Origin of the sequence: Rhizobium tibeticum (assembly GCF_900110205.1) — a bacterium.
Classification (GTDB): Bacteria; Pseudomonadota; Alphaproteobacteria; order Rhizobiales; family Rhizobiaceae; genus Rhizobium; species Rhizobium tibeticum.
In genome coordinates this window covers 74,541-101,325 of the sequence record NZ_FOCV01000020.1, presented here as the reverse complement: position 1 = coordinate 101,325, position 26,785 = coordinate 74,541, and the positions used below count along the sequence as shown (strand labels likewise).

General features: G+C 60.9%; 24 protein-coding genes and 1 other RNA gene. 11 read left to right on the top strand and 14 right to left on the bottom strand.

All coding sequences use genetic code 11. The features are described from left to right. The first annotated feature begins 80 nt into the window (after window positions 1-80). Window positions 81-1,721, top strand: coding sequence for an FAD-binding dehydrogenase (locus tag BSG20_RS21325; RefSeq protein ID WP_072378054.1), 1,641 nt, complete (start codon window positions 81-83; stop codon window positions 1,719-1,721). 30 nt (window positions 1,722-1,751) lie between these two features. Here the strand turns inward: BSG20_RS21325 and BSG20_RS21320 are convergent, their stop codons facing one another. From BSG20_RS21320 to BSG20_RS21310, 3 genes are all read right to left on the bottom strand, one after another. Then, window positions 1,752-1,940 carry a YegP family protein gene (locus tag BSG20_RS21320; protein WP_007527415.1) on the bottom strand — a complete coding sequence of 63 codons (189 nt, stop codon included), beginning with the start codon at window positions 1,938-1,940 and terminating at the stop codon, window positions 1,752-1,754. A gap of 64 nt (window positions 1,941-2,004) precedes the next feature. Next, on the bottom strand, window positions 2,005-2,286 hold the full coding sequence (locus tag BSG20_RS21315) for a hypothetical protein (protein ID WP_072378056.1): 282 nt from the start codon (window positions 2,284-2,286) through the stop codon (window positions 2,005-2,007). Window positions 2,287-2,643: 357 nt separating this feature from the next. Next, on the bottom strand, window positions 2,644-4,446 hold the full coding sequence (locus BSG20_RS21310; protein ID WP_072378167.1) for an ABC transporter transmembrane domain-containing protein: 1,803 nt from the start codon (window positions 4,444-4,446) through the stop codon (window positions 2,644-2,646). Window positions 4,447-4,638: 192 nt separating this feature from the next. On the opposite strand from BSG20_RS21310, the gene rpmE reads away from it, so the two are divergent. Continuing rightward, window positions 4,639-4,860: a 50S ribosomal protein L31 gene (gene rpmE / locus BSG20_RS21305; protein WP_007527409.1), complete on the top strand. Its 222-nt coding sequence runs from the start codon at window positions 4,639-4,641 to the stop codon at window positions 4,858-4,860. 151 nt (window positions 4,861-5,011) lie between these two features. On the opposite strand, the gene rcdA is transcribed toward rpmE, so the two are convergent. From rcdA to BSG20_RS21290, 3 genes are all read right to left on the bottom strand, one after another. Then, window positions 5,012-5,527 (bottom strand): protease adaptor protein RcdA, encoded by a 516-nt coding sequence (gene rcdA, locus BSG20_RS21300; protein ID WP_072378058.1) that lies wholly within the window; start codon window positions 5,525-5,527, stop codon window positions 5,012-5,014. A 376-nt stretch (window positions 5,528-5,903) separates the two neighbouring features. Beyond that, window positions 5,904-6,095 carry a DUF1192 domain-containing protein gene (locus tag BSG20_RS21295; protein ID WP_072378061.1) on the bottom strand — a complete coding sequence of 64 codons (192 nt, stop codon included), beginning with the start codon at window positions 6,093-6,095 and terminating at the stop codon, window positions 5,904-5,906. Between the two features lie 21 nt (window positions 6,096-6,116). Continuing rightward, window positions 6,117-7,397, bottom strand: coding sequence for an MFS transporter (locus BSG20_RS21290; RefSeq protein ID WP_072378063.1), 1,281 nt, complete (start codon window positions 7,395-7,397; stop codon window positions 6,117-6,119). Window positions 7,398-7,569: 172 nt separating this feature from the next. Between BSG20_RS21290 and BSG20_RS36575 the strand changes: the two genes are divergently transcribed. Next, window positions 7,570-7,734, top strand: a complete 165-nt coding sequence (locus BSG20_RS36575; RefSeq protein ID WP_093041322.1) for a hypothetical protein — start codon at window positions 7,570-7,572, stop codon at window positions 7,732-7,734. Here the strand turns inward: BSG20_RS36575 and BSG20_RS21280 are convergent. The 5 genes from BSG20_RS21280 to BSG20_RS21260 all read right to left on the bottom strand — a co-directional run bounded on the left by BSG20_RS21280 (window position 7,731) and on the right by BSG20_RS21260 (window position 13,831). Beyond that, window positions 7,731-8,648 carry a PhzF family phenazine biosynthesis protein gene (locus BSG20_RS21280; protein ID WP_072378065.1) on the bottom strand — a complete coding sequence of 306 codons (918 nt, stop codon included), beginning with the start codon at window positions 8,646-8,648 and terminating at the stop codon, window positions 7,731-7,733. The genes BSG20_RS36575 and BSG20_RS21280 overlap by 4 nt on opposite strands. Before the next feature lie 137 nt (window positions 8,649-8,785). Beyond that, a complete protein-coding gene (locus tag BSG20_RS21275; protein WP_072378066.1) occupies window positions 8,786-9,811 on the bottom strand; it encodes a class I fructose-bisphosphate aldolase in 1,026 nt (341 codons plus the stop codon). 225 nt (window positions 9,812-10,036) lie between these two features. Beyond that, window positions 10,037-11,236, bottom strand: a complete 1,200-nt coding sequence (locus BSG20_RS21270) for a phosphoglycerate kinase (protein WP_072378067.1) — start codon at window positions 11,234-11,236, stop codon at window positions 10,037-10,039. Window positions 11,237-11,305: 69 nt separating this feature from the next. Beyond that, complete coding sequence (locus tag BSG20_RS21265; RefSeq protein WP_072378068.1) at window positions 11,306-13,156, bottom strand: potassium/proton antiporter; 1,851 nt, start codon at window positions 13,154-13,156, stop codon at window positions 11,306-11,308. A 366-nt stretch (window positions 13,157-13,522) separates the two neighbouring features. Continuing rightward, complete coding sequence (locus BSG20_RS21260) at window positions 13,523-13,831, bottom strand: hypothetical protein (protein ID WP_072378069.1); 309 nt, start codon at window positions 13,829-13,831, stop codon at window positions 13,523-13,525. Window positions 13,832-13,936: 105 nt separating this feature from the next. On the opposite strand from BSG20_RS21260, the gene BSG20_RS36570 reads away from it, so the two are divergent. Further along, entirely contained in the window at window positions 13,937-14,110 is a 174-nt protein-coding gene (locus tag BSG20_RS36570; protein ID WP_167371581.1) for a hypothetical protein, read from the top strand. Between the two features lie 76 nt (window positions 14,111-14,186). Here the strand turns inward: BSG20_RS36570 and gap are convergent, their stop codons facing one another. Next, window positions 14,187-15,197 carry a type I glyceraldehyde-3-phosphate dehydrogenase gene (gene gap / locus BSG20_RS21255; RefSeq protein ID WP_024315382.1) on the bottom strand — a complete coding sequence of 337 codons (1,011 nt, stop codon included), beginning with the start codon at window positions 15,195-15,197 and terminating at the stop codon, window positions 14,187-14,189. A gap of 64 nt (window positions 15,198-15,261) precedes the next feature. Beyond that, window positions 15,262-17,235, bottom strand: coding sequence for a transketolase (gene tkt, locus BSG20_RS21250; RefSeq protein WP_072378070.1), 1,974 nt, complete (start codon window positions 17,233-17,235; stop codon window positions 15,262-15,264). Window positions 17,236-17,569: 334 nt separating this feature from the next. Here tkt and BSG20_RS21245 point away from each other — a divergent pair, with 334 nt between their 5' ends. From BSG20_RS21245 to BSG20_RS21215, 7 genes are all read left to right on the top strand, one after another. Beyond that, a complete protein-coding gene (locus tag BSG20_RS21245; protein ID WP_072378071.1) occupies window positions 17,570-17,845 on the top strand; it encodes a DUF4164 domain-containing protein in 276 nt (91 codons plus the stop codon). A 13-nt stretch (window positions 17,846-17,858) separates the two neighbouring features. Further along, a complete protein-coding gene (locus BSG20_RS21240) occupies window positions 17,859-18,236 on the top strand; it encodes a cell division protein ZapA (RefSeq protein ID WP_007802567.1) in 378 nt (125 codons plus the stop codon). 73 nt (window positions 18,237-18,309) lie between these two features. Further along, window positions 18,310-18,468, top strand: a non-coding RNA gene (ssrS, locus tag BSG20_RS21235) — 6S RNA. Between the two features lie 255 nt (window positions 18,469-18,723). Further along, a complete protein-coding gene (gnd, locus tag BSG20_RS21230) occupies window positions 18,724-19,743 on the top strand; it encodes a phosphogluconate dehydrogenase (NAD(+)-dependent, decarboxylating) (protein ID WP_072378072.1) in 1,020 nt (339 codons plus the stop codon). Window positions 19,744-19,850: 107 nt separating this feature from the next. After that, entirely contained in the window at window positions 19,851-21,974 is a 2,124-nt protein-coding gene (locus BSG20_RS21225; protein ID WP_072378073.1) for a mechanosensitive ion channel family protein, read from the top strand. A 240-nt stretch (window positions 21,975-22,214) separates the two neighbouring features. Beyond that, window positions 22,215-24,818: a bifunctional lysylphosphatidylglycerol flippase/synthetase MprF gene (gene mprF / locus BSG20_RS21220; protein WP_072378074.1), complete on the top strand. Its 2,604-nt coding sequence runs from the start codon at window positions 22,215-22,217 to the stop codon at window positions 24,816-24,818. Further along, window positions 24,815-26,197: a virulence factor family protein gene (locus BSG20_RS21215; RefSeq protein WP_072378075.1), complete on the top strand. Its 1,383-nt coding sequence runs from the start codon at window positions 24,815-24,817 to the stop codon at window positions 26,195-26,197. The genes mprF and BSG20_RS21215 overlap by 4 nt, the downstream gene beginning before the upstream one ends. A gap of 23 nt (window positions 26,198-26,220) precedes the next feature. Here the strand turns inward: BSG20_RS21215 and BSG20_RS21210 are convergent, their stop codons facing one another. Continuing rightward, the gene (locus BSG20_RS21210; protein ID WP_072378076.1) at window positions 26,221-26,784 is read right to left on the bottom strand and encodes a DinB family protein; all 564 of its coding nucleotides are present in this window, start codon (window positions 26,782-26,784) and stop codon (window positions 26,221-26,223) included. Between the last annotated feature and the right edge of the window lies 1 nt (window position 26,785).

The window sequence follows — 26,785 nt, the reverse complement described above, 5'->3', positions numbered from 1 at the left end:
CGGGCTGCAAAACATATCGTCTCGGCGTTGTCGCGGAGCGAGGCTCCGCGTAGGTTCGATGAGACGTGGGGGAGAATGCTTTGATCGAATGCGATGTGCTGGTCATCGGCGCAGGTCTTGCCGGGCTTGTGGCGGCAGCGGAGGCGGCGGATCGCGGACGGAAGGTCTGCATCGTCGAGCAGGAAGGCGAGCAGAGCCTTGGCGGGCAGGCGTTTTGGTCTCTTGGCGGGCTGTTCTTCGTCGATAGCCCGGAACAGCGGCTACTGGGTATCCGTGACCATCTTAGCCTTGCGCGGCAGGACTGGATGGGTTCGGCATCGTTCGACCGGCCGGAAGACTACTGGCCGCGTCGCTGGGCGGAGGGCTACCTCGAATTTGCCGCAGGCGAGAAACGCCGCTGGCTCTATCAGCAGGGCATGCGCTGGTTCCCGGTTGTTGGCTGGGCTGAGCGGGGAGGCGGCTTGGCGCATGGCCACGGTAACTCCGTGCCGCGCTTCCATGTGACGTGGGGAACCGGACCGGCCGTGCTTGCACCATTTATTCGTCGTGTGCGCGAGGCGGAGGCGAAGGGTCTTGTCACGCTTCTGTTCAGGCATCAGGTGGATGACCTTGTCGTGCAGGACGGTGTCGTCTGCGGCGCCCGTGGCACGATCCTTCAGCCGGACGCTTCCGTTCGAGGTCAGGAGACAAACCGCATTTTTGCAGCGCTCTTCGAGATACGGGCCGGTGCGACGATCGTGACTTCAGGGGGCATCGGGGGCAATCATGACGCGGTGCGCCGCAAATGGCCGGTCGATCGGCTCGGACGACCGCCGGCGAGCATGGTCGCGGGCGTGCCCGCCCATGTCGACGGACGGATGATCGAGATCACCGAGCGCGCGGGTGGGCGAGAAATCAATTCGGACCGGATGTGGCACTATACGGAGGGGCTGAAGAACTGGGATCCGATCTGGCGCAATCACGGCATACGCATCCTGCCCGGCCCATCCTCCTTCTGGTGCGATGCCGATGGAAATCGCTTTGCAGCACCTGCGATGCCCGGTTTCGATACGCTGGCGACACTGAAGGCAATCTGCGCGACGGGTCATGACCACAGCTGGTTCATCCTGACCAAAGCAATCATCAAGAAGGAGTTTGCCCTTTCCGGCTCGGAACAGAATCCAGACATCACGGGCAAGGATGTCCGCCTGCTGCTCAAGCGATTGGGCAAGGAGCCGCCGGGACCCGTTCAGGCCTTCATGGACAGGGGAGAGGATTTCATCGTTCGCGATACGCTGGAAGCGCTTGTCGACGGCATGAACGGGTTGACGGGTCAAAGGCGCGTCGATGCAAGCCGTCTGAGGACGCAGATCGAGGCCCGCGACAGGGAGATTGGCAACGCCTTTTCGAAGGACGCGCAGGTCATCGCCATTCGCGGCGCTCGGCGCTACCTCGGGGACCGGTTGATGCGCACGGCAAAGCCCCACTCGCTGCTTGACCCGCAGGCCGGACCATTGATTGCGGTGCGGCTGCACATCCTGACGCGCAAATCTTTAGGTGGTCTGGAGACGGATCTTTCCGCACGCGTGATCGGCCATAGTGGTGATCCGGTGCCCGGGCTCTATGCCGCGGGCGAGGTGGCCGGCTTTGGCGGCGGGGGCATGCATGGGTATAATGCGCTCGAGGGAACATTCCTCGGCGGCTGCATCTTTTCCGGCAGGGTTGCCGGGCGGGCGGTGTAGAGGCGGCGTTTTTGGCGCCGCCTGATTTGATCAGGCCTCAGCCTTCGTCGTGTCGACGACTTCTGCGCCGGGAGAATTCTTCTTGATGGATTCGATGGCGCTCAGCGCCGATGCCTTAGCCTTATAGCCTTCGGAGCCGAACATGGATTCGCCGTTCGGCGCCTTGAAACGGAAACGGAACTCGCCAGCCTTGTCCTTGTAAACTTCGAACTTATACATCGATTTTCTCCCGGAATCAGGATGATGTCCTATCTGCAGGCGCAGCCTAGAACAAAAAACGCAACTATTCCATCGGGATATTTGCGTGCTTTGCAACCGGCGCGACGAGCTGATTTCGTGCCGGAAATGCGCCGCACTGCGGTTTGAAAATCGACAAGACCGACGAGAACTTGTTGATCAGGCACGGCGCGAGGAGCACCAGGCCGGAATGAAAGAAGTTCGAATTTTCATATTGGGGATCTCGTTGACGCTGGCAAAGCCCGGCAAGGCCGAAGCCGACAGAGAGCATCAATATCGCGACGGTTCCGACACGGGCGATGAAACGGCTCGAACTCGCCTTTATCATCGGGGAGTTGCGCTGCTGCGAGGGGGATGCCTGTGGCAGCGATGGGGTTTCCGGCCGGGTCGGTCTTCGTCAATTCGACTTCTTCTGACCACCGTCGGTGAGCGACCAATCCCGGGCCTCGCGGAGCGAGCGACAGCACAGCAGCATCGATATGACGACGGCCGCGGCGACGAGTACGGTCAACATATCGGCGTAAATCTATCGAGGTCACGAGAGCCTTCCTCACGGCGCGGCAACGTTAATCCGTCTATAAGCTGATTGTAATTGTTGCGTGTATTATTTAAGTATACGCTGAATGATTGCATGTCGATGCCACCGCCGGAGGCTGGCGATGGGAAGGAACGTGCAATCGGACGATCACTTTGCTGTGGCGAGAAAGTCTCCGGCACCTGTTTCGAACTGCAGCTTGGCCAGCTTGGCGTATATGCCGCCGTCTCGAATAAGGGTCTGATGCGTTCCCTCTTCGACGACGCGACCCTGATCCATGACGAGGATCCGATCAGCCTTCAGCACGGTCGCGAGGCGATGGGCAATGACAAGGGTCGTGCGGCCGGTCATGAGGCCGTCGAGGGCTTTCTGCACAAGGGTTTCGCTTTCGGCGTCCAGTGCCGAGGTTGCCTCGTCGAGCAGCAAGATCGGCGCGTCCTTCAGGATGGCACGGGCGATGGCGATACGCTGGCGTTGACCACCCGAGAGCGTGATGCCGCGCTCGCCGACCTCCGTGTCGTATCCCTTTTCCAAGCGGGCAATGAATTCGTCGGCCTGTGCAGCGATCGCGGCGGCACGCACCTCTTCACGGCTCGCCTCTGGGCGGCCGAAGGCGATGTTGTCGTGAATGGAGGCAGCAAAGATCGTCACATCCTGCGGCACGATCGCGAGGCGTTTGCGCAACGCGTCGGGATCAGTGCTGCGGGCATCGGCGTCGTCGATTTTTACCGCACCCTGTTGCGGATCATAGAAGCGGAGCAGGAGCGAGAAGACGGTGCTCTTGCCGGCACCGGAGGGACCAACGATCGCGACGGTCTCTCCGGGGGCTACCTTGAAGCTCAGGCCATGGAGGGCGGATCTCTCCGGGCGCGACGGATAGGCAAAATGCACGTCCGTAAACTGGACACGTCCATGCGCCGGAGCAGGCAGAGCAGCAGGCACCATGGGCGCGGCAATCGGCGAGACTTCATCGAGCAGTTCGGTGAGCCGGTCTGCCGCACCCGCAGCTTGCGAAAGTTCGCCCCAGACTTCGGAAAGCGCGCCGAGCGAGCCGGCGGCGATGACGGAGTAGAGAAGGAACTGGCCGAGCGTGCCGGGCGAAAGCGTGCCCGCCAGGACGTTGTGAGCTCCGACCCAGAGAACGGCGACGACGCTACCGAAAATAAGGGTAATGGCGATGCCTGTCAGCAGGGCGCGCGAGCGTATGGCCGCGCGGGCGGCATCGTATGCCGTTTCGACAGCGGTCCCATACCGGGTGGCAGCGGCGTCCTCTCCGCCGAAGGCCTGGACGGTGCGGCTGGCGGCGATCGTTTCGTTGGCGAAGGCGGAGGCGTCCGCCAGAGTGTCCTGGGCGGAGCGCGAGCGCTTCCGCACCGAACGACCGAAGCCAACCAGCGGAAAGACGATCAACGGAATCGCCCCGATCACAAGGCTGGACAGCTTTGGCGACGTCACGATCATCATGCCCATCGCGCCGAGGCAGAGAATAAGGTTGCGCAAGGCAACGGAAGCGGTCGCGCCGACCGCTGACTTTATCTGTGTCGTGTCCGCCGTCAGGCGTGAGACGATCTCGCCCGATTGGTTGACATCGAAAAAGGACGGCGACAGCCGCGTCACATGGCTGAAGACATCACGGCGAAGATCGGAGACCACACGCTCGCCGAGCGTAATGACGAAGTAGTAGCGAAGGGCGCTCGCGACGGCGAGCACGATCGCCATGATCATCAGCATCAGAAAATAGCTGTTGATGAAGCTGCCGTCGGCCTGCGTGAAGCCATGGTCGATCATGCGGCGTACGGCGAGCGGCAGCGCGAGCGAGGTGACGGCGGCAAGCGCAAGCGACGCGAGGGCACCGGCGACCATGCCGCGATAGCGCACGACATAGGGGGTCAGCCGGCCAAGCGGCTTCAGCGATCCCGACTTTTTTTCCCCTGCTTGCCCTGCGTATGCCAATTCGTCTCCGATCGCCTTCGACACCGCTCATCCGCGGCTGATGGCTCTTGTTATCCTGCCGGCCTTCATGTATAGGCAGCCCATCCTAATGGGAAGCCGTGGCCCTTGCGTCTGCGGCTTCATTTATTCAATCGGTCCTCTTGTCGCAATGATGATGCGTCAAATTGGACGTTGCATGGCAGGAAGATTGTTATGAAGGCAGATATCCATCCCGACTATCACACGATCAAGGTAGTCATGACCGACGGCACCGAATACGAGACCCGTTCGACCTGGGGCTCTGAAGGCGCGGTCATGAACCTCGAAATCGACTCCAAGTCGCATCCGGCATGGACTGGTGGCAACCAGCAGCTCATGGACCGTGGCGGCCGCGTTTCCAAGTTCAACAAGCGTTTCGGCGGCCTCGGCCTCTAATCGTTGCCACTTGGTGGAATTTGAAAGAGCCCCGCTTCGGCGGGGCTCTTTGTTTTTGAGCGCATGCCCTGGCGTTGCTTTCTGTTGGGCACACAACGAAAAACCGGCCGCGCAGGACGCAGCCGGTTTCGTGAATTCAGCTTGAGGCGGCTCAGGTGTTGCCGAAGGCCGTCTGCAGCAGGCTGAGCTGAGCCTGGACGCTGTTCTGGTTATCGGGAACGATCGGTGCCTCGGCCGGGCGATAGATTTCGCGATCGAGCAGGGCGACGCGGTTCTGCAGGCGCAACGAGCGTTCGATCAGATGGCGGAAGGATTCCGGCAGATCGCCCCAGCCCGGTGCGTTGCGATCGACGTTAAAGCCGTCGAGGCGAACCTTGTTCTTCTCGGCCAGAACCTGATCGCGCGACATCTCGCCGTTGTTAACGGCGCGCTGCAGCAGCAGCCAGGAGGCCATCTGCATGAGGCGGGTGGTCAGGCGCATCGACTCTGCCGCATAGAGAACGGACGCCATGCGCGGCAGAACCTTGGAGGCTGTGCGACCCTGGCCGTCGAGATAGGCGGCGGTTTCTTCGACCAGCGACATGCCTTCCGAATACAGCGCCTTGAACTGCGAGGATGCGGCAGCGCGACCTGCAAAACTGATTGTGTTCAATCCAAGCTCTGACATTTAAACAGTCCCTGTTGCACGCATCTACTTATGGTCAGGTAACGCCCGCCGAAGGGAAAAGGTCTCTCCGGCCGTTCTTTATGCTTTTAAGATGGTAGCTTTAGCGGAATTGCGCAAGGCGTTTCTTAAGAAAGGGTTAACTTCCACAGTTTCATGGAAATGGTCCCCAGCGCAATAAAAAAGAAGAGCCGCAAAAGCGGCTCTCAAGGTAAAACAGGGAGAAAAATCAGACCAATTCACCGCATGGAAAACTGTCTGAGATCCAGAGAAGATCTGGATGAGTACAGTAATACCTTATAAAGCTTAATGGCCGCTTAAACCTGTCCCGGATTAACACTTTTCGAGCGCTGGTTTGCTGTAATACCTCGCTCGCGAATTACGAGCGGAAGAGGCTTTCCGCCGCTGATCTTGTCGATGTCTTGCTGGCGGCCTCTGCTTCGATTCTCACGATCTCGGCTTTGAGCAGCGCGACGCGCGCTCGCAACTCGTCGACCGATAAGGTGGAGAGGTCGGCACCGATCTCGTGCGCAACCTTCTTCTGCGGCCGGTCGTCGTCGATGAAGCTCATATGGAGTCCTCCCTTTTTGCCTCAGCTATATTTTAGGGCAGGATCGCCAGTTTCGGGAGTCTTGCCGGTTCCGCGGTCCGCAAGCGACATACTTTCGGGTGTCAGCGTTTGCGACGTGGCCGTCGGAATGGTCGTAAAGGCATCGCGGTCGCCGACCGGAACGGCGGCGCGCATGCGGCTGCGAATGATGGCGTAGGCGGTGATCAGCACATGGGCGAGCGCCGTCACCAGGAAGAGGGCGTGCGGGCTGATCATCGACATGACTGGGCCGCCGATGGTCGGGCCGATGATGGTGCCGATGCCGTAGAGGAGGAGCAGTCCGCCGGATACCTTCACGAAGTCCTCGGCGGAGGCATAGTCGTTGGCGTGTGCGACCGCGATTGGATAGAGCGTGTTTGCAACGGCGCCGTAGAGCACGACAAGGCCGATGATGAAGTAGGGCGAGGAGGGCTGCAGGATCGCCAGCAGCAGGCCGGCAATAGCAGCAATCGCGGACATCGCCGCGAGCACGTGGCGGCGGTCGATGCGATCAGAAAGGCGACCTGCCGGCAGTTGCATCAGGGCGCCGGCGAAAATGGTGGCGCTCATCATGATGGCAATGCTGGTGTCGGAAAGGCCGGAGCCCGCGCCGAAGACTGCACCGAGCGTACCATAGGCGCCGTTGGCGATGCCGACGAGGAGAATGCCAAGGCAGGATACGGGGGAGTTGCGGTAAAGGGCCGGCAGATCGAGCTTGACGGCCTTCAGCGGCTGCGGCGAGGCTGCGGTCGAGAGCGTCGTCGGAAGCATCGCGATGCAGTAGAAGATGCCGCAGATCATGAACAGGACGGGCGTGCGCACATCCTCCAGCGGGATCATCATCTGGCCCGCCACGACGCCGAAGAGCGTAATCGCAATATAGAGCGAGAAGATCGCGCCGCGGCTCTCATTGGTAGCGCGCTCATTCAGCCAGCTCTCGATGATCATCGAAGTGCCGGCGGTCGCAAAGCCGGTGACGGCTCGCAACAGCACCCACCAGACCGGGTGGATGATGATACCGCTGACAAGCGCGATGATTGCGATGATGGCAATGAAGCCGGAGAAGGCCCGCACGTGGCCGACACGGCGCACAAGTTTCGGTGCGACGAGGCAGCCGATGACGAAGCCAGCGGCCCAGGAGGTGCCGAGCAGGCCGAGGGTGGTTGTTGCGTAGCCTTCCAGATTGCCGCGCATCGGAAGCAGGATGCCCTGCAACCCGTTGCCCATGAACAGAAAGAGTGTTCCGAAGAGAAGCGAGGCGACGGACAGCAGATTTCTTTTCATATAGCCAGACTCTACGCGTTGAATGTCAAAGGTCACATGGCAACACACGGTGTCGCCCAGCCTCGAGATGATTGATTGTGCCCCCAAATGCCTTTACGGCATGAATAAATGCAGTCGTGACGCGAAAAAATGTCCGTCCTGTGACATTCATAAGAGATGGAAAAATAAAGACATGACGAAGCTGATTGCTCTGCTGCTCATCCTGGCGATGGCGATTCAGCTGATTAAGCCGCTGGGTGTTCCCGGGCTGCAGCGACGCATGGATTTCTGGAAGATCGCGCTGATCGCCTTTGCGATCTGGGCGGTGGCGCTGATCGGGCGCGACGTCTTCGTCTAATACGCGATTTCGCCGCGCATGACAGGCGCGCAGCTGCCCGAAATCGTCACGTCGGTGACGATGCCGTCCTTCTTGACCACGTCAATTGTGATGATGCTGCGGCGTCCCATCTCGACGCCTTGCTCTATGGTCAGCGAAACGCTCATGTTCGCATCCGGCTCTAGCCAAACGAGATAGGCGCCGAGTGCCGCCGAGGCACTGCCGGTCGCCGGATCTTCCGGCACGTTGTCGAGCGGCGCAAACATCCGTGCGCGGATCGTCCATGGGTTTTGCCCGGAGCGGAGGTAGACGAACAGCGAGAAGTCGTGGTTGCCTTCGGCGGTCGGGGCGGCAGCGTCCTGAAAGTATGCAAGGTTCGGGCGGGCGCGGCCAAGGGCGGCAAGATCGGTAAGCTCGGCAACGACGAAACTCAGCCCCACCGATGCAACAACCGGCGAATGCTTCGCCACGCGGATATCCTGCGGTTCGATCGCGATGCAGCGGGCAACAATCTGCTCAGAGACGGTGTCGCCGATGGCGAGCGGCTTCGGCGCCCGAATGGTCGCCGACAGCACCTCATTGCCGTTGCGCTTCAAATCGACTTCGACGAGGCCGGCCTTCTCCTCGAAGCGCAGGCGGTCGCCGACTGGCCGCCCGAAGACATGCGCCTGTTGCCCGAGCACATAGGCGGTTCCGACGTTCGGATGTCCGGCAAAGGGCACTTCCATCGTCGGCGTGAAGATGCGGATGCGGGCGGTATTTGCCGGATCTTCCGGCGGCAGGACGAAGGTAACTTCCGAATAGCCGAACTCGGCGGCGATGTTCTGCATGTCCGTATCGGTCAGCCCACGCGCGTCCGTCATCACAGCCAGCGGGTTGCCCTCGAAGCGAGCGGAGGTGAAGACATCGACGGTCGTGAAAGCAACGGTTTTCATGGCGGTTCCGGAACTGGCTGATGCCATGATCTCTACCGGCGATCGGCCGGCTGAAGAAGCGGAAAACTTGTCGCCGTTACAATGGAAAAACCGGTCGCCTGCGACCGGTTTCTCCGTTTCGTCAGTCGAGAAGAGGCCTACGCGGCCTGCTCGAGGTCCTTCTTCCAGCTGCCCTTGGCGGCGAGGCTGTTCATCTCGGCGCGATGGGCAAAGGCGCGCTGGCCGGCGGCGACGTTTTCCGGCTTGCCGCCCCAGGCCTTGAGCGCCGTATCCTGCAGGGCGCGGCCGTAGGAGAAGGTGACGGCCCATGGTAGGTCGTAGCCGGAGTTGATCGCGGAAAGATGCGCCGTCGCTTCTTCGCTGGACTGGCCGCCGGAGAGAAAGGCGATGCCCGGAACGGCGGACGGGACGGTGCGCTTCAGCACTTCGACCGTGCGCTCGGCGACTTCGGCCACCGACGCCTTGCGGGCGTTCTTGCCATCGATGACCATGTTCGGCTTCAAGATCATGCCCTCGAGGCTGACGCGGGCATCAGCCAGTTCTTCGAAGACCGTGCGCAGCGTCCATTCCGTGACCTCGGCGCAGCGATCGATGTTGTGGTCACCCGGCTTGCCATCCATCAGGCACTCAGGCTCGACGATCGGAACGATGTTGGCTTGCTGGCACAGCGCGGCATAGCGGGCGAGCGCATGCGCATTGGCCTTCATGGAGCCCCATGTCGGGAGGCTGGGAGAGATTGCGATGACACCGCGCCACTTGGCGAAGCGGGCGCCGGCTTCATAGTACTTCGCCAGCCGCTCTGCCAGCCCGTCGAGGCCTTCGGTGATGGTTTCGCCGGGATAGGCTGCCATCGGCTTCGCGCCGATATCGACCTTGATGCCCGGAATGCTGTCGGCCGCGCGGATGATGTCGACGAACGGCGTGCCGTCTGCCGCCTTCTGGTGGAGGGTCTCCTCGTAGAGGATCACGCCGGAAATATACTGACGCATCGCGTCTTCCGTGCGCAACAGCATTTCGCGGTAGTCGCGGCGGCTCGTCTCCGTCGATTGAAGTCCGATCGTGTCGAACCGCTTACCGATCGTGCCTGTCGATTCATCCGCTGCAAGCAGCCCGCGGCCACCAGCTACCATACGCACGGCAATGTCTTCCAAACGTTCGCTCATATCGCCTTCTCCACAGCAAGAAAAATCGTCAATCGGTGAATATAGGTCGCGGATAACAGAAGTTTATGGGTGGGAAAACGGCAGCAAAATTGATTGAAACGTTTGAATTTTTTTTAATCGTTTGAAAGTTTGAACTTTTGTACTCGCGGTGAGCAAAAGACCGCGGAGCTTTCGCGCCGCGGTCTATCTACATGTAAAATTTGTTAAATCCGTTTGTGCTGAGTATTACGCTTTGGCCAGGACGGCAACGCCAGGAAGTGCTTTGCCCTCCATCCATTCGAGGAAGGCGCCGCCTGCAGTCGACACATAGCTGAAATCGTCGGCAACGCCGGCGTGGTTCAGGGCCGAGACCGTGTCGCCACCGCCGGCAACCGAGACGAGCTTGCCGGCCCTGGTGCGCTCGGCCGCATATCTTGCTGCGGCGACCGTCGCCTTGTCGAACGGTTCGATCTCGAATGCGCCGAGCGGTCCGTTCCAGACCAGTGTCTGGGCGCGCTCGATCCATGCTTTAACCGCCTCGATCGATTTCGGGCCCACGTCGAGGACCATGGCATCGGCCGGAATAGCGTCGATCGCGACGATCTCGTTGGTTGCGTTCGCCTTGAATTCGCGGGCAACGACGCCGTCCTCGGGAAGAATGATGGCGCAGCCGGCCGTGGCCGCTTCGATCATGATCTGCTTTGCGGTCTCTGCAAGATCATGCTCGCAGAGCGACTTGCCGACATTCGTGCCACGCGCGGCGATGAAGGTGTTCGCCATGCCGCCGCCGATCACCAGCGCATCGACCTTCTTCACGAGGTTCATCAAGAGATCGATCTTGGTTGACACCTTGGCGCCGCCGACAATGGCCACGACCGGTCGGGCCGGATTGCCAAGGCCGCTTTCCAGCGCCTCGAGCTCGGCCTGCATGGTGCGGCCGGCATGCGCAGGAAGATGGTGCGCGAGGCCTTCCGTCGAGGCATGCGCGCGGTGGGCAGCGGAGAACGCATCGTTGACGTAGATATCGCCATTTGCCGCAAGCGCCTTGACGAAGTCCGGGTCGTTCTTTTCTTCGCCCTTGTGGAAGCGGGTGTTTTCGAGAAGCAGGATGTCGCCGTCTTTCATCGATGCAACCGCAGCGGTTGCGGCATCGCCGATGACGTCGCTCGCCGTCGCGACCGGGCGGTCAAGCACCTCCTCGACAGACGGAGCGATCAGCGACAGCGAGAGGTCCGGAGACGGACCGTCCTTAGGGCGGCCGAAGTGTGCCAGCAAGATGACCTTGGCACCTTTCTTCGACAGCTCGATGATCGTCGGAGCAACGCGCTCGATACGCGTGATGTCGGTCACTTTGCCGTCTTTGACCGGAACGTTGAGGTCAACGCGAACGAGGACGCGCTTGCCGGCAATGTCGTTGAGGTCGTCGAGGGTCTTGAAGGAAGGCATGGAAAAGTCCGTTCGTTATTGCCCAAAGATGCGGGGACCATAGCAAGGATGACCGCAGACGCAAGGCGGTCATTGCGGGTTTTCATCGCCCTTGCCGGATGCCGCACTGGCGGCTGCTTCGCGGTTTCTGCGGCCTTTGAAACGGTCGCGGATGCGCTCGATGATATCGTGCAGATTGAGGAAGATCGGCAGGGCCGTGGCAGGCTCGAGGGCCTCGAGCGACATGCCGACCGAGGTGATGTGATCCTGGTCGTCGAGGTCGCGCACGATGAGGATGATGGAACCGAGGCGCACCCGGTCGGCATAGTCGGCTTTGCCGCCCAGGCGGTGTTTCATCAGCTCGGCGATGGTCAGGCCCTTCTCGGATTCGTTCAGCAGGCCGGGGCCATAGGCAGCGTCGAGATCGGCGGCCGGCCGGGCCGGAGACAGCGCGAAGGCGCCGAAGAAATCGGCATCGTCCTCCTCGACCGGTGCACGGCTGGCAAAGAGCTTGTCGAGAAGCCGCGAATAGGAAGGAACAACGAAGAGATAGACAAGATCGTTCTCACGCAACCTTCCGGCATATTGGTAGCGCATCGACTTGCCATCGCGGATGACGAGCGACGGCGTTGCCCAGCGCGGGATGCGCTCGCCGCGCAGCACCGGGCTGTCCTTGACGACGCGGTAGGACAGAAGCTCGTGGTTTGCTGCGCCAGGCAGATCGACTTCCACCTTGTCAACGGCGCCCATCCGTGGCGGGATGATGAGTCCAAGCTTCTTGGCGACCGGCTTGATCGTCCAGCCCTGCACCAGAAGCGAGACGAGCACGATGATGAAGGCGGTATTGAAATAGACCTGACCATTCTCCAGGCCGCCGAGAATGGGCATGATGGCGAGCAGGATCGACACGGCGCCGCGCAGACCGACCCATGCAACAAAGCCGATCTCCTGCTGCGTATAGTCGAAGGGCAGCAACGACAGCCAGATGGCGAGCGGGCGCGCGATGAAGATCAGGAACAGGGCGAGCAGCACGGCGGGGATGGCGATCGCCGGAAACTGCGACGGGGTCGCCAGCAGGCCGAGGACGAGGAACATGATGATCTGGGCAAGCCAGGTCATGCCGTCCTGGAAGCGCTTGATGGCGGCATAACCATGGAGCCTGCGATTGCCAGCGTAGATGCCGGCAACGTAGACGGCAAGGAAACCGCTGCCCCCGACCGCGCCGGTCGCCGAGAAGACAAGGAGCGCCAAAGCGAGCACGAAGATCGGCGTCAGGCCGCGATCCGTCTCCAGCTTGCTCACGATCAGAACGATCATCATGCCGCCGAGCAGGCCGAGGATGACGCCAAGGCCCATCTGCTGCACGAACATGGCAAGCATGCCGATGTTGATGCCGTGGTACCGTTCGCCGCTGGCAAGAATCTCGACGAGGGCGATGGTCAGGAAGATCGCCATCGGATCGTTGGTTCCAGATTCCACCTCGAGCGTCGAGCGCACCTTGTCGCGAATATTGATGCCGCCGATGCGCAGCAGGAAGAAGACTGCCGCCGCGTCAGTGGAGGCGACGATGGAGCCGAGCAGCAGGCCTTCCAGAAAGGTGAAGTTCAGCATCCACATGGCGGCGACGCCAATGAGCGCGGCCGTTATCAGGACGCCAACGGAGGCGAGCGTCAGCGAGGGTACGGCTGCAAGCTTGAAGGCCTGCACCGGCGTTCCGAAGCCGGAATCGAACAGGATGACTGCCAGCGCGATGGAGCCGAGGATGTAGGCGAGATAATTGTTGGTGAACTCGATGCCGAGGCCGTCCGTGCCCGCAAGCAGGCCGATCGCCAGGAAGAGCAGGAGGAGGGGAGCGCCGAAGCGGAAGGCGAGCAGGCTGGAAAATGCGGCGAGGAGCACGAGCGTCGTCGAGACCAGTACGACGATGTAGAACGCTTCCATGCCTATCCCCTTACCCGCAAGTCAATGCAGACCGCCCCCGGTCCCGCAGCCCATTTCAAGTCGCCCTTTCGTGGTCACCCCAAGCGGCCATAAGTAAACGGCAAAACAAACGGGATGGGTAGGCCTTGCGGTCTAACCCGTGCTGTTTTGCGGCTTCATGCTGCTGTTTTGGCGTGCCGAACGGCAAAGCCGGATGAGCGCTCACGAAGGAGCAGGAATCGAGTGTATGAGCAAATCGGGCGATAGCAGGGCAGAAGCCGCGCTCTCGCGCTTTTCCCCGCAATCAGTGCGTGGCCTCAAGGAAAGCCGCGCCGGGCTTCAGCACAGGGGCGCTTTGGGCGCGCTCGCTTATCTCCTCGCTACCGCTCAGGCGTCGTCGTCCCCATCGGCGATGTCGGAAATCGGGATCAGGAAGACGACGAACTCGTCGTCGATGGTCCGCTCCGGATCGTCGTCGAACTCGTAGGCGTGCTCGACTTCGCTTGCTTCGTCGGCGGTTGCCTTGCGCAGGTTGAGCGCAGCGACCCCATCCCAAACCGGCTTGCCTTGGGACTGCAGGACCGTCAGGTCCTCGCGGAAATCCTCAGCCTCGAAGAAATTCTTGGCATCGTCGGCATTCTCGGAGCGAAAGCTTGCGATCGCTTGTCCGCCGATCTCGATCGTAAAGTAGTCCATCAAACTCTCTCTCGCCTGTGCGCCGCGTGTCTTCGATCGACACTACGGTGATCGGTCGGGCCGCGCCAGTCCTATCGTTCTCGGGGCGCGGATTATCGAGGCCCCATGACGCGTGTGGAAGCCATCAGCGGCTGCCCTTCGGCGATCTGCTTGGAACTGCGCCCACCAACGACGCTCAAGCTCAACACGCTCGCGACCATGAGGAAAACGATGATCGTCATGAGAATTTTCATGGGTGAACCCGCCAGCCATTTATCCGGCATTGTCTTGTGGCTATGACGCTAGTCAGTTTGGCGCCAAAAGAAAAGCGGCCCGGTTACCCGAGCCGCTTTCGACGATTTATGTCGCGATGCTATTAGATGAGCTTTGCGAAAGCAACGGCGGTGTCGGACATGCGGCTGGAGAAGCCCCACTCGTTGTCGTACCAGGACAGGACACGCACGAAGTTGCCTTCCATGACCTTCGTCTGATCAGTTGCGAAGATCGATGAGTGGCTGTCGTGGTTGAAGTCACGGGAAACGAGCGGCTCGTCGGTGTAGCCGAGGATGCCCTTGAGTTTGCCGTTTGCGGCAGCCTTGATCGCTTCGTTGATTTCGCCGACGGTCGTGGCCTTCTTGGCGACGAACTTGAAGTCAACGACCGAGACGTTCGGGGTCGGAACGCGGATCGAGGTGCCATCGAGCTTGCCCTTAAGATGCGGCAGGACGAGGCCGACGGCCTTGGCGGCGCCGGTCGAGGTCGGGATCATCGACAGGGCTGCAGCGCGGGCGCGGTAAAGGTCCTTGTGCATCGTGTCAAGCGTCGGCTGGTCGCCGGTGTAGGAGTGGATCGTGGTCATGAAGCCGTGATCGATGCCGACTGCGTCGTCGAGGACCTTGACGACCGGAACCAGGCAGTTCGTCGTGCACGACGCGTTGGAGATGACCAGGTGTTCCTTGGTCAACTGGTCATCATTGACGCCGAAGACGACAGTCAGGTCGGCACCGTCGGCAGGAGCCGAAACGATGACGCGCTTTGCGCCGGCCGTCAGGTGGGCGGCAGCCTTGTCGCGCGCGGTGAAGATGCCGGTGCACTCCATCGCGATGTCGACGCCGAGTTCCTTGTGCGGCAGCGTTGCCGGATCCTTGATCGCGGTCACCTTGATCGGCTTTCCGCCGCCGACAGTGATCGTGTCGCCCTCAACCTTTACCTCGGCCGGGAACTTGCCGTGGATAGAATCGTAGCGCAGCAAATGGGCGTTGGTCTCGACCGGGCCGAGGTCGTTGATGGCAACGACTTCGATGTCGGTGCGGCCCGATTCTACGATAGCGCGGAGAACGTTGCGGCCGATGCGGCCGAAGCCGTTGATGGCAACCTTTACAGTCATGTGCATTCACTCCCTAGAGATGGGGCTTGCGGATAAAGTTGTTGGAGAGCGCCTGAGCGCTCGCTTAGAGTTTTGCTTCTGCGGCAGCGACCACGGCGTCCGCAGTGATGCCGAAATGCTTGAAGACGTCCTTCGCAGGGCCGGACGCGCCGAAGCCCTTCATGCCGACGAAGCTGCCTTCCGGACCGATGAAGGCATCCCAGCCCTCGCGGACGGCGGCTTCGACAGCGATCTTGACCGGCGAGTTGCCGATGACTTCCTTGCGGTAGGCTTCCGGCTGCTCGAAGAACAGTTCGGTGCAGGGAACGGATACGACCCGGACGCTGACGCCCTTGGCTTCCAGCGTTGCGCGGGCGGCAACCGCAAGCTCGACTTCCGAGCCCGAGGCGAAGATCGTCACCTTCGCGTCGGTATTGCCAGCGAGTGTGTAGGCGCCCTGTTCGCAGAGGTTCTTCTCACTGTACTCGGTGCGCACGCTCGTCAGGTTCTGGCGAGTGAGCGCGAGAGCGGACGGGTGAACCTTCGACTTGATGGCGATCTGCCAGCATTCGGCCGTTTCGGTAGCGTCGGCCGGACGGAACACCTGCAGGTTCGGAACGGCGCGCAGGCCGGCGATCTGCTCGACCGGCTGGTGGGTCGGGCCGTCTTCGCCAACGCCGATCGAGTCGTGCGTCAATACGTGGATGACACGGATGCCCATCAACGATGCGAGGCGGATCGGCGGGCGGCAATAGTCCGAGAAAATCAGGAAGCCGCCGCCGTAGGGAATGAGGCCGCCGTGCAGCGCCACACCATTCATGGCAGAAGCCATGCCGTGCTCGCGGATGCCCCAGTGCATGTAGCGTCCGGCAAAATCCGTCGGCGTGATCGAATGCATCTGGCTGGTCTTGGTGTTGTTCGACGGCGTCAGGTCAGCGGAACCGCCGAGCGTTTCCGGCAGGAAGCCGTTGATGACTTCCAGCGCATCTTCCGATGCCTTGCGGGTGGCGATGACAGGCTTGGTTTCGATCAGCTTCTTCTTGTAGGCGCTGATCGCGGCATCGAAGCCTTCCGGCAGTTCGCCTGCGAAACGGCGGGTAAACTCGGCCTTGTGTACGGACTTGGCGAGGCCGTCTTCCCAGGCGTTGACGAGATCAATCGAGCGGCTGCCGGCTGCGCGCCACGCGTCGAGAACGTCGGAGGGAACGACGAAGGGTTCGTATTCCCAGTCCAATGCCTTGCGGGTCGCCGCGATTTCGTCGGCACCGAGCGGGTTGCCGTGGACCTTGTGGGTGCCCTGTTTGTTCGGAGCGCCGAAGCCGATGATCGTCTTGCAGGCGATAAACGTGGGACGATCAGACGTGTGGGCGGCTTCGATGGCAGCCGCGATGGCAGCCTGATCGTGACCATCGATCTCAATCGTGTTCCAGTGAACGGCCTTGAAGCGGGCAACCTGGTCGGTGGAGTCCGACAAGGAGACGGCGCCGTCGATGGTGATCGAGTTGTTGTCCCAGAAAAGAACCAGCTTGTTCAGCTTCAGGTGGCCTGCAAGCGCGATCGCTTCGTGGCTGATGCCTTCCATCAGGCAGCCGTCGCCGCAGATGGCATAGGTGTAGTGGTCCTGAAGCTCGGCGCCGAATTCGTCGCGCAGCTTGCGCTCTGCGATCGCCATGCCGACGGCATTGGCAATCCCCTGGCCGAGCGGACCGGTGGTCGTTTCGATGCCGGTCGCGTGGCCGTATTCAGGATGGCCGGCGGTTTTGGAGCCGAGCTGGCGGAACTGCTTCAGGTCTTCCACCGTCATGTCAGGATAGCCGGTCAAATAGAGCAGCGAATAGAGCAGCATCGAGCCGTGGCCGGCCGACAGAACGAAGCGGTCGCGGTTCGGCCAATGCGGCTTCTTCGGCTCGAACCGCAGATACTTTGTAAAGAGGATCGTCGCCACGTCGGCCATGCCCATTGGCATGCCGGGATGCCCGGAGTTCGCCTTTTCCACTGCATCCATGGCGAGGAAACGGATCGCATTTGCCATCCGGTCGTTTTGTTCAGGAGAGGTCATGGCTGTTCCACGGAGTTCCGGTGTCGGGGGATGGCCTCGAGCCTGTGGAGACCATCAATGAGAGCGGGTGACACATAGCAGTTGGAACGGCCAAGTCAATAAATTGAAGGTCCGCTGAACGCCGCTCCAATCGATTTTAGACATTTGACCATCAATTTTTACAAAAGTTGAATGCTGCTCCTGCCAGCAGTTGATTTTCGTCATCCACAGAATAGGTCGGCAGTCGCGGTGCCGGCTTTATTGACGCACCGTTGGCGAGGTGCGTATCCTTTTGGAAATACTGGATCGGTCTCGGGCGCCGATTCGGGGTCTTGTGCGGGGAACCGGAGGAGACATGACGCCTACAGGCAAAATTATGGAAGCAGCACTCAACGAGCTGCGGCAAGCCCTCTCGGGGCTCGAGAACGCAGTCGAGATGCGTATCGAGCACCAGCGAGAGCAAGGCGAGATCGAAGGCGAGGTTCGTCGTGTTCATGCCGATCGCTCGAAGCTTGCCCAGGAGCTGGACCAGGCCGAGTTCCGCGCGAATCGGCTCGAGGAAGTCAATCGCGAGGTCTCGCGGCGGCTGGTGACGGCCATGGAGACAATCCGCGCGGTTCTGGACCGATAGAAAGGCGCGGCACATGGCGCAGGTAACTGTAACGATCGATGGCAAGGCCTACCGCATGGCCTGCGAGGAAGGGCAGGAAGACCACCTGACGGATCTCGCGACGCGCTTCGACAACTATGTCGGCCACCTCAAGGGTCAGTTCGGCGAAATCGGTGACCTTCGAATTACCGTCATGGCAGGCATCATGGTGATGGACGAAATTTCGGAGCTGAACCGCCGCGTCGCCGATCTCGAATCCGAACTGGGCACCTTGCGCAACACCAGCGACACGGTACTGGCGGCGAATGCCCGCACCGAAGAGAGCCTTGCTGCGGCCCTCGGCGAGGTGACGAGCCGTATCCGCGGCATTACCGACAAGCTGAACGGCAGGGCGCCAGCCGAGCTCAATTGAACGAGCTCAATTAAATAGGGGCGGCGTCCCGCGCCCTCTGGCGCGGCGCGGAAATCAGCCTTATATATCGGAATGCGGTCTGCGCCTCTCGACAGGAACCACAATCCCTGGGGCCATACTCGATCCAAAGGGAGCTGTCCCTGACCAGGCTCGTGGGCCTGGACACACGGTGCCCACCTACGTTTGTAGGCACCCAGGATCGTAAACATCCATCGGTTGCCGTGGATCGCGCTTTCCCTTTCTCCGCCCGCTTTCCCCACCTGCACTCGCTCGGCGCGGCAGATGTCATCGTTTACCCTTCCAAGAACTTCGTCCAACTGATCCAGTATCGACAAGGCTCGGTCTCTTGCCTCGCCGTTGGTTGCCACCATGCGTCGGTCTCATGCTTCGCGTCATGATCCAAATGTGACAGAGACGTCCCTTGCTTGCTGCATTGCGAGTGCTAGTTTCCGGAATCATATCGATTTAATTTTCCAGGAGACTTGAGATGCAGCTTGGCATGGTTGGTTTGGGCCGCATGGGCAACTACATGATCCAGCGATTGATGCGCGATGGCCATGAATGCGTCGTCTACGACGCCAAGCCGGAGAGCGTTGCCGATCTCGTCGATAAGGGAGCTGTCGGTAGCGCCTCTCTCGAGGAGTTCGTCTCGAAGCTGTCGCGCCCGCGCGCCGTCTGGCTGATGCTGCCGGCGGCGATCACGGACAAGGTCATCGCCCAACTTCTGCCGTTGCTGCACGACGACGACATCATCATCGATGGCGGCAATTCCTATTATCACGACGATATCCGGCGTGGTGCCGAGCTCATCACCAAGGGCATCCACTATGTCGACGTCGGCACCAGTGGTGGCGTCTTTGGCCTCGAACGCGGCTATTGCCTGATGATCGGCGGCGAGAAGGGCATCGTCCAGTCGCTGTCGCCGATCTTTGCGTCTCTGGCGCCAGGGCAAGGAAGCACCGCTCCTTCGGAGGGTCGCAGCGCGCATCCGGAGAGCACGGCGGAACAAGGTTACCTTCATTGCGGTCCGCATGGCGCCGGTCACTTCGTCAAGATGGTGCACAATGGCATCGAGTATGGCCTGATGGCCGCCTATGCCGAGGGACTGAACATCCTGAAGCATGCGAACATCGGTGCGGTCACGCATGCGGTCGATGCGGAAACCGCGCCATTGGCTCATCCCGAACACTATCGTTACGACTTCAATCTGCCAGATGTTGCAGAAGTCTGGCGCCGCGGCAGCGTCATTACGTCGTGGCTGCTCGATCTGACGGCCGACGCTCTGAATGCCGATCCCGTCCTCACCAAGTTTGCGGGTCGCGTTTCCGATTCTGGGGAGGGCCGCTGGACGATCATGGCTGCGATTGATGAAAGTGTGCCGACGCCGGTCCTGAGTGCGGCGCTTCACGGCCGCTTCTCGTCGCGTGACAATGACGAGTTCGCCAACAAGGTGCTCTCGGCGATGCGCGCCGGCTTCGGCGGACACGTCGAGAAGCCGAAGGGGTAGGCTGCTATTCTTTGCTTTTTGAAGGCCCGAACAGCACGATCTGTGCGGGCTTTTCTTTTATACAGCGCAATATATTGTCGAGAGATCGCATCGGGGGGCAAGCAATGATGGGTCTTGGCGCACGTGGCATATTGCAGCTGCTGATATCGATAATATTCGTCCTTGCTGTTGCTGGGGTTGCTATCGCCCAGACTGCCAACCCGCCTTCGGCTCCTGCCTCGGCCACCGCCGCGCAACCACCTGCGGAAGTGCGGCAGATGCTCGAGCTGATGCAGACGCCGCAGGTGAAAGAGTGGATGGCGACGCAGATGAAAGCTGCGCCGACAGCCACACAGGCCGAGACCGCAGAAGTGTCGGCATTGTCGGAGCTTGTCGGCCACGCGCGCCGTCATGTCGAGATGGTCTCCGACGCGGCGATGGCGATTCCCGACGAGGTGGCGTCCGCTTCCGATATCGTCGAGCGTGAGGTCGCGCCGAGCGGTTGGGTGCTGATAACGACCGAAGTCGTTATGCTGTTTCTGGCCGGAGCGCTGGTCGAGTTGCTGTTTCGCATCGTCGTGCCGAAACCGCAGATTCGGCAGAGCGACGACGAGGTCATGACGATCGCGCACCATGCAACGGCGAATCTCTTCTATCGCATCGTGCCGGCTGTCGTGTTCGCCGTGGCCACGCTGGTGCCGCTGCTGGCCTTCAACTGGCCGCCGATCACGCGGTCCATGGCGATCGCGATTGCGATCGCGCTGATCGTCGCCCGCTTCGCCGTCGCGTTGGGACGGCTGCTGGTTGCGCTTGTCACCCTGCCACGGGCGGATGGCGAGCGTCAGATCTCGCGCGCGAAGGCCTTGTTCTGGTTCCGCCGCTGCGCCCTCTTCGTCATCTATTTCGCCTTCGGCTGGGCGGCCATCCAGGTCATGGTCCCGCTCGGCTTCTCCGATGGCGCCCGCTATTTCGTCGCCTATATCCTTGGCCTTGGATTGTTCGCCATCGCCGTCGAGGCTGTCTGGTCCCGTCCAGTGGAGGAAGGGGAGCATCGTAACCTCACCCTGTCCTGGGGGCTGACGATCTACTTCGGATTGCTCTGGGTTCTCTGGGTCACGGGGTTCAACCTTTTGCTGTGGATCGGTATTTACACCGTACTGCTGCCGCGGGCGCTTGCCGTTGCCACGCTGGCGGTTCGCTCTTTGCACCGGGCGGAGGCCGGGCTACTTGCCCAACGCAGGATCGCCACCGTGCTACTCGATCGCGGCGTTCGGGCTCTCATCATCACCGCCGCAGCATTCTGGTTCGGCCGCATGCTTGGCCTTGCCGCAGATCGAATGGCAGCAGGGGAGACGATGGTCGATCGCATTGCCCGCGGTGCGATCGGGGGGATCGTCATTCTGCTTGCTGCGGATCTGGTCTGGCACCTGGCCCGTGCCTACATCAACGGCAAGCTGGACGAAGCTCGTGTCGATGGCGCCGCCACGGACGAGGAGAAGGCCAGGCGCGCGCGTCTGCAGACATTGTTGCCGATCTTTCGCAACATTCTTGCCGTCATCATCGCCGTCATCGCGGTTCTAATGGTGTTGTCCGGTCTCGGAGTCCAGATCGCTCCTCTGATCGCAGGTGCCGGCGTTGTCGGTGTCGCCGTCGGCTTTGGCGCGCAAACCATCGTGAAGGATGTCATCAGCGGCATGTTCTATCTTTGGGACGATGCCTTCCGTGTCGGGGAATACATCGAGAGTGGCAGCCACAAGGGCGTAGTCGAGGCCTTCAGCCTGCGTTCCGTCAAGCTGAGGCATCATAGGGGACCGCTGACGACGGTGCCGTTCGGCGAACTCGGGGCGGTCAAGAACCTCAATCGCGACTGGACGATCGACAAGATCACCTTGAACGTGACCTATGACACCGATCTGGTGAAGGCGAAGAAGGTGATCAAGCAGATCGGACAGCAGTTGTTGGACAATCCCGACTATAGTCCGCACATCATCGAGACGCTGAAGATGAAAGGCGTGGAGCAGTTTGGCGAGTTCGCGATTGTCATCCGCCTTGCAATGATGACGAAACCGGGCGAACAGTTCGTCATCCGGCGCAATGCGTTGGCCATGATCCGCAACGCCTTTAAGGAGAACGGCATCGAGTTTGCTGTGCCGACGGTGCAGGTCTCCAGCGAAGGGCATGAGGCCGACGCGCGCGCGGCCGCCGCACGCCATCTTTCGCAACGGCCAAATTCGGAGGAGCCTGCGGTGTGACGTTCGACTGTCAGACCAAGCCGAGCTTGCGCAATTCTCTTATTGCGGCCCCAGCCCCGTCAACGTTACGAAATTGCAATGTGCGCGGGCGCGCCCTGCGCCAAATTTGCCCCAATTGGAGACGAAGCAGGCGACAGCGGCGGGTCAGGGACGGACAGGCATTCATAGAGCTTACGGGCCGCCCATGTTACGTGTTTCGAAGATGATTCCCGCTGAACTGGGATATAGCGACGGTACGAGATGGCGGGGCACGGCAATTTGGAAGAAATCGAAGGCGTCGACGAATCTTCGATGCGTGGATTGTTCAGGCGCTACCGCGCGCTCCTGACGGCATTGGCGACGCTCGCGCTCTTCTGTCTCGTCGGCTTTGCGATCGTTCAGCTGACGAACGAAGTGCGTTACGAGGACGTGGTTCAGGCACTGGCCGATACAAAGGTCAGCTCGATCGTGCTTGCGCTGGTCTTTACGGGCCTGAGCTTCCTCGCCCTTATCTTCTATGACGTGAACGCCATCGAGTATGTCGGCCGCAAGCTGCCGTTTCCGCAGGTGGCGCTAACCGGCTTCAGCGCCTATGCGGTAGGTAACACCGCAGGGTTCGGGGCACTGAGCGGCGGTGCAATCCGGTACCGCGCCTATTCGCGCCTCGGCTTGACGCCTGAGGAGATCGGGCGCGTCATTGCGTTCGTAACCCTGTCATTCGGGCTCGGGCTTGCAGGGGTCGCGGCAATCGCGCTCCTGATCATTGCCGATGAGATTGCGCCTCTGATCAATGTCGGCAGCCTTACCCTGCGGCTGTTGGCCGGTGCAGTCATCGCCGGCCTTGGCGTCATCATGTTCATGGGGCGCGACGGGCGCGCGATCCACCTTGGTCCGGTCGAAATCCGGCTGCCGGACTCACGCACCTGGTCGCGGCAGTTCCTGGTCACAGCCTTCGACATCGCCGCCTCGGCGACTGTCCTCTATGTCTTGCTGCCACAGGCGGCGATAAGCTGGCCGGTGTTCCTGGCGGTCTATGCGATCGCCGTTGGCCTTGGTGTCTTGAGCCACGTGCCGGCCGGTCTTGGCGTGTTCGAGACCGTTATCATCGCTTCGCTTGGCAGTGCTGTGAACATCGACGCGGTGCTCGGCTCGCTGGTGCTCTATCGCCTGATCTACCATGTTCTACCGCTGCTGATCGCCGTGCTTGCGGTGTCGGCGACCGAGCTTCGCCGGTTTGCGGATCACCCGGTTGCGTCAGGCATCCGCAGGATCGGCATCCGGTTGATGCCGCAATTGCTCTCGACGCTGTCGCTGCTCCTCGGCGTCATGCTGGTCTTCTCGAGCGTGACGCCAACGCCGGACCAGAATCTCGAATTCCTTGCGAACTACCTGCCGCTGCCAATCGTCGAAGGCGCGCATTTCCTGTCGAGCCTGCTCGGACTGGCTCTGGTCGTTGCTGCAAGGGGACTCGGCCAGAAGCTCGACGGTGCCTGGTGGGTGTCGATCCTGTCGGCCGCCGCGGCGCTGACGCTCTCTCTCCTGAAGGCGATTGCGCTGGTTGAGGCATGTTTCCTCGGCTTCCTGATCTTTGGCCTCTTCGTCAGCCGCCGTCTGTTCCGCAGACATGCGTCTCTTCTCAACCAGACGCTGACGGCCTCGTGGCTGATGGCCATCGCCGTCATCTGCGTCGGTGCGATCGTGATCCTGCTCTTCGTCTACCGCGACGTCGAGTACAGCAGCGAGCTCTGGTGGCAGTTCGAATTCGCCGGCGAAGCGCCGCGTGGTTTGCGCGCCGTACTCGGTATCTCCATCATTTCCTCGGCGATTGCGATCTTCAGCCTGCTTCGTCCGGTGGCCGTCAAGCCGGAGCCTGCGTCAACGGACGCCTTGCAGCGGGCGGTCGATATCGTCGAGAAACAGCGTTATGCCGACGCCAATCTGGTGCGCATGGGTGACAAGAGCATCATGTTCTCGGAGAAGGGCGATGCCTTCATCATGTACGGAAGGCAGGGACGCTCGTGGATCGCTCTCTTCGATCCGATCGGTGAGCGCAGCGCCATTCCGGAGCTGGTCTGGCGTTTCGTGGAGTCTGCACGCGCCGCCGGATGCCGCGCGGTCTTCTACCAGATCTCGCCGGCGCTTCTTTCCCACTGTGCCGATGCGGGGCTGCGCGCATTCAAACTGGGTGAGCTTGCTGTTGCCGATCTGAAAACGTTCGAGATGAAGGGCGGCAAGTGGGCAAACCTGCGGCAAACGGCGAGCCGTGCGCAACGTGACGGCCTTGAATTCGAGGTTATCGCGCCTGAGAATGTTCCGGCGGCGATGGATGAGCTTGCGGCGGTTTCGAATGCCTGGCTCGAGGATCACAATGCCAAGGAGAAGGGCTTCTCGCTGGGTGCGTTCGATCCTGATTATATTGTTGCCCAGCCGGTTGGCATCCTGAAGCGTGAAGGCAAGATTGTCGCTTTCGCCAATATCCTGATAACGGTGGCGAAGGATGAGGGGACCATCGACCTGATGCGCTTCTCGCCGGATGCGCCGAAGGGGTCGATGGACTTTCTCTTCGTCCAGATCATGGAATACCTGCGCGACCAAGGGTTTTCGCATTTCAATCTCGGTATGGCGCCGCTCTCGGGCATGTCGAAGCGCGAGATGGCGCCGGTATGGGATCGTATCGGCAGCACCGTCTTCGAGCACGGCGAGCGATTTTACAACTTCAAAGGCCTCAGGGCTTTCAAATCAAAGTTTCATCCGCAATGGCATCCGCGGTATCTTGCGGTTTCGGGTGGAGGCAATCCGATGATCGCTCTGATGGACGCAACATTCCTGATCGGCGGCGGATTGAGAGGGGTAGTGAGGAAATGATGAAAAGACACCTTCTTGCAGCCGCCTGCGCCCTGTCACTGTTCGTTCCGGCGGCAATGGCGGCGACCGAGACGACGCAGAGCTTCGAAACCGGGCTTATTCCTTCACCACACATCTTCCTTCCCGACGGTGACGTGAAAGGGGCCGTCGTGCTGATATCGGATGGCGCCGGCTGGGGCGACAACGAGAAGGCGGAGGCCGACCGGCTTGTCGAACAAGGGACCGTCGTCATCGGCATCGACTTCGCGTCCTATATGGATGCGCTCAGAAACTACGACGTCAGTCAGAATGACGGCTGCATCTATATGGTGTCCGATATCGAATCGCTGAGCCAGCAGGTCCAGCGCGCGGCGGGCAACAGCGCATACCATCTACCGATCGTTGCCGGCGTCGGCGAGGGTGGCGCGCTGGCACTGGCGATTGCTGCACAGACCCCGGATGCGACCATCGGCCAGACCTTGGCGATCGATCCGGTTGCCGGCATCCCGCTTACCAAGGAGCTCTGCACGCCGGCGAAGAAGCAGACGGTCGGCGATCGCATGATCTATGGGCTTAGCGATACATCGCTGCCGGACCCGATCATCGCGTCGTTCACGGCCTCAGCAAGCAGGGACGGGCGCGCCCATGTCGAGGAGCTCAAGAAGCAGCATTCCGACATCGAGATCCGCGACTCCGCGGACAATGCACCAACGACGCTCGGCGACACGCTCTCGGACCTGATCGACGCTTCCGGCAGTGCCGACAATCCGCTCGGCCTGCCGCTCACCATTCTGGATGCCAAGCCGGCCTTCGACACGATGGCGGTCATCTTTTCCGGTGACGGCGGCTGGCGCGACATCGACAAGGAGGTTGGTGCCTCGCTTCAGAAACAGGGCATTCCTGTGGTCGGCGTCGACTCGCTTCATTATTTCTGGTCGGAACGGGAGCCGCAGCAAACGGCCGACGATCTCGGCAAGATTATCGAGCTTTATCGAAAGCAGTGGAAGGTGAAGCACGTTCTGCTCATCGGCTATTCCTTCGGCGCCGACGTCGTGCCTGCCGCCTATTCGCGACTGAAGCCAGCCGCCAAGGCAGCTGTCACGCAGATGTCGCTGCTGTCCCTCTCGCACGAGGTCGATTACCAGATCTCAGTCATGGGCTGGCTCGGCCAGAAGACGGAAGGTGCCGGTGGCGACCCGGTTGATGACCTGAAGAAGCTCGATCCGAAGATCGTCCAGTGCATCTACGGCAAGGAGGATGACGACGAGGTGGCTTGCCCTGACCTCAAGGACAGCGGTGTCGATGTGATCGCACTTGCCGGCGATCACCACTTCGATGAGAACTATGACCTCTTGACCAAGACGATCATCGACGGGCTGAAGACGCGACTGCAGGACTAGGGCGCGTCGCACGCCTTAAAGTTCTAGCGCATCAAGTCGTCTTCACTCCAGCCGAGGGCGGCGATATCGCCGCTCCGGAAGCGACTGTCGTCTGCGACGATGAATTCATCGAGCTGTGGCGGGCGCACGCTCGTTCCCGCCAACATCGCGTGAACCTGACCGCGGTGATGTGTCTGGTGCTGGAACAGATGGTTCAAAACGTCTTCCATCCGCTCGCGCTGGATGCGTTCGGTGCGATGGATCTCGGTCACCGACGCCAGCTTTTCCGGGCTCGCCGCTTCGCAGAGTGCGACCAGCCGGCGATCGACTTTGGCCTGTTCGGTCGCAAGCGTTGCGATGTCGTTGAACGGCTCCTCTATGTCCCAGGCCGACGGCCCCAATGTGCCGCCTTCCAGCGCATCAACGTAAAACCAGTCGACCGTCAGACTGTGGTTGAGCGTTGCCTTGATCGACGGAAAGAAACTTGATCGAACAGCCTCGAACTCCCCGGGCATCAACCGGCCGCAAGCGTCATGCAGCCGGTGGTTTGCAAGCGCGTTGTTGTAGGCGAGCTTGCGCACGGTCCTGCACGGGTCGAACGTCGGCATC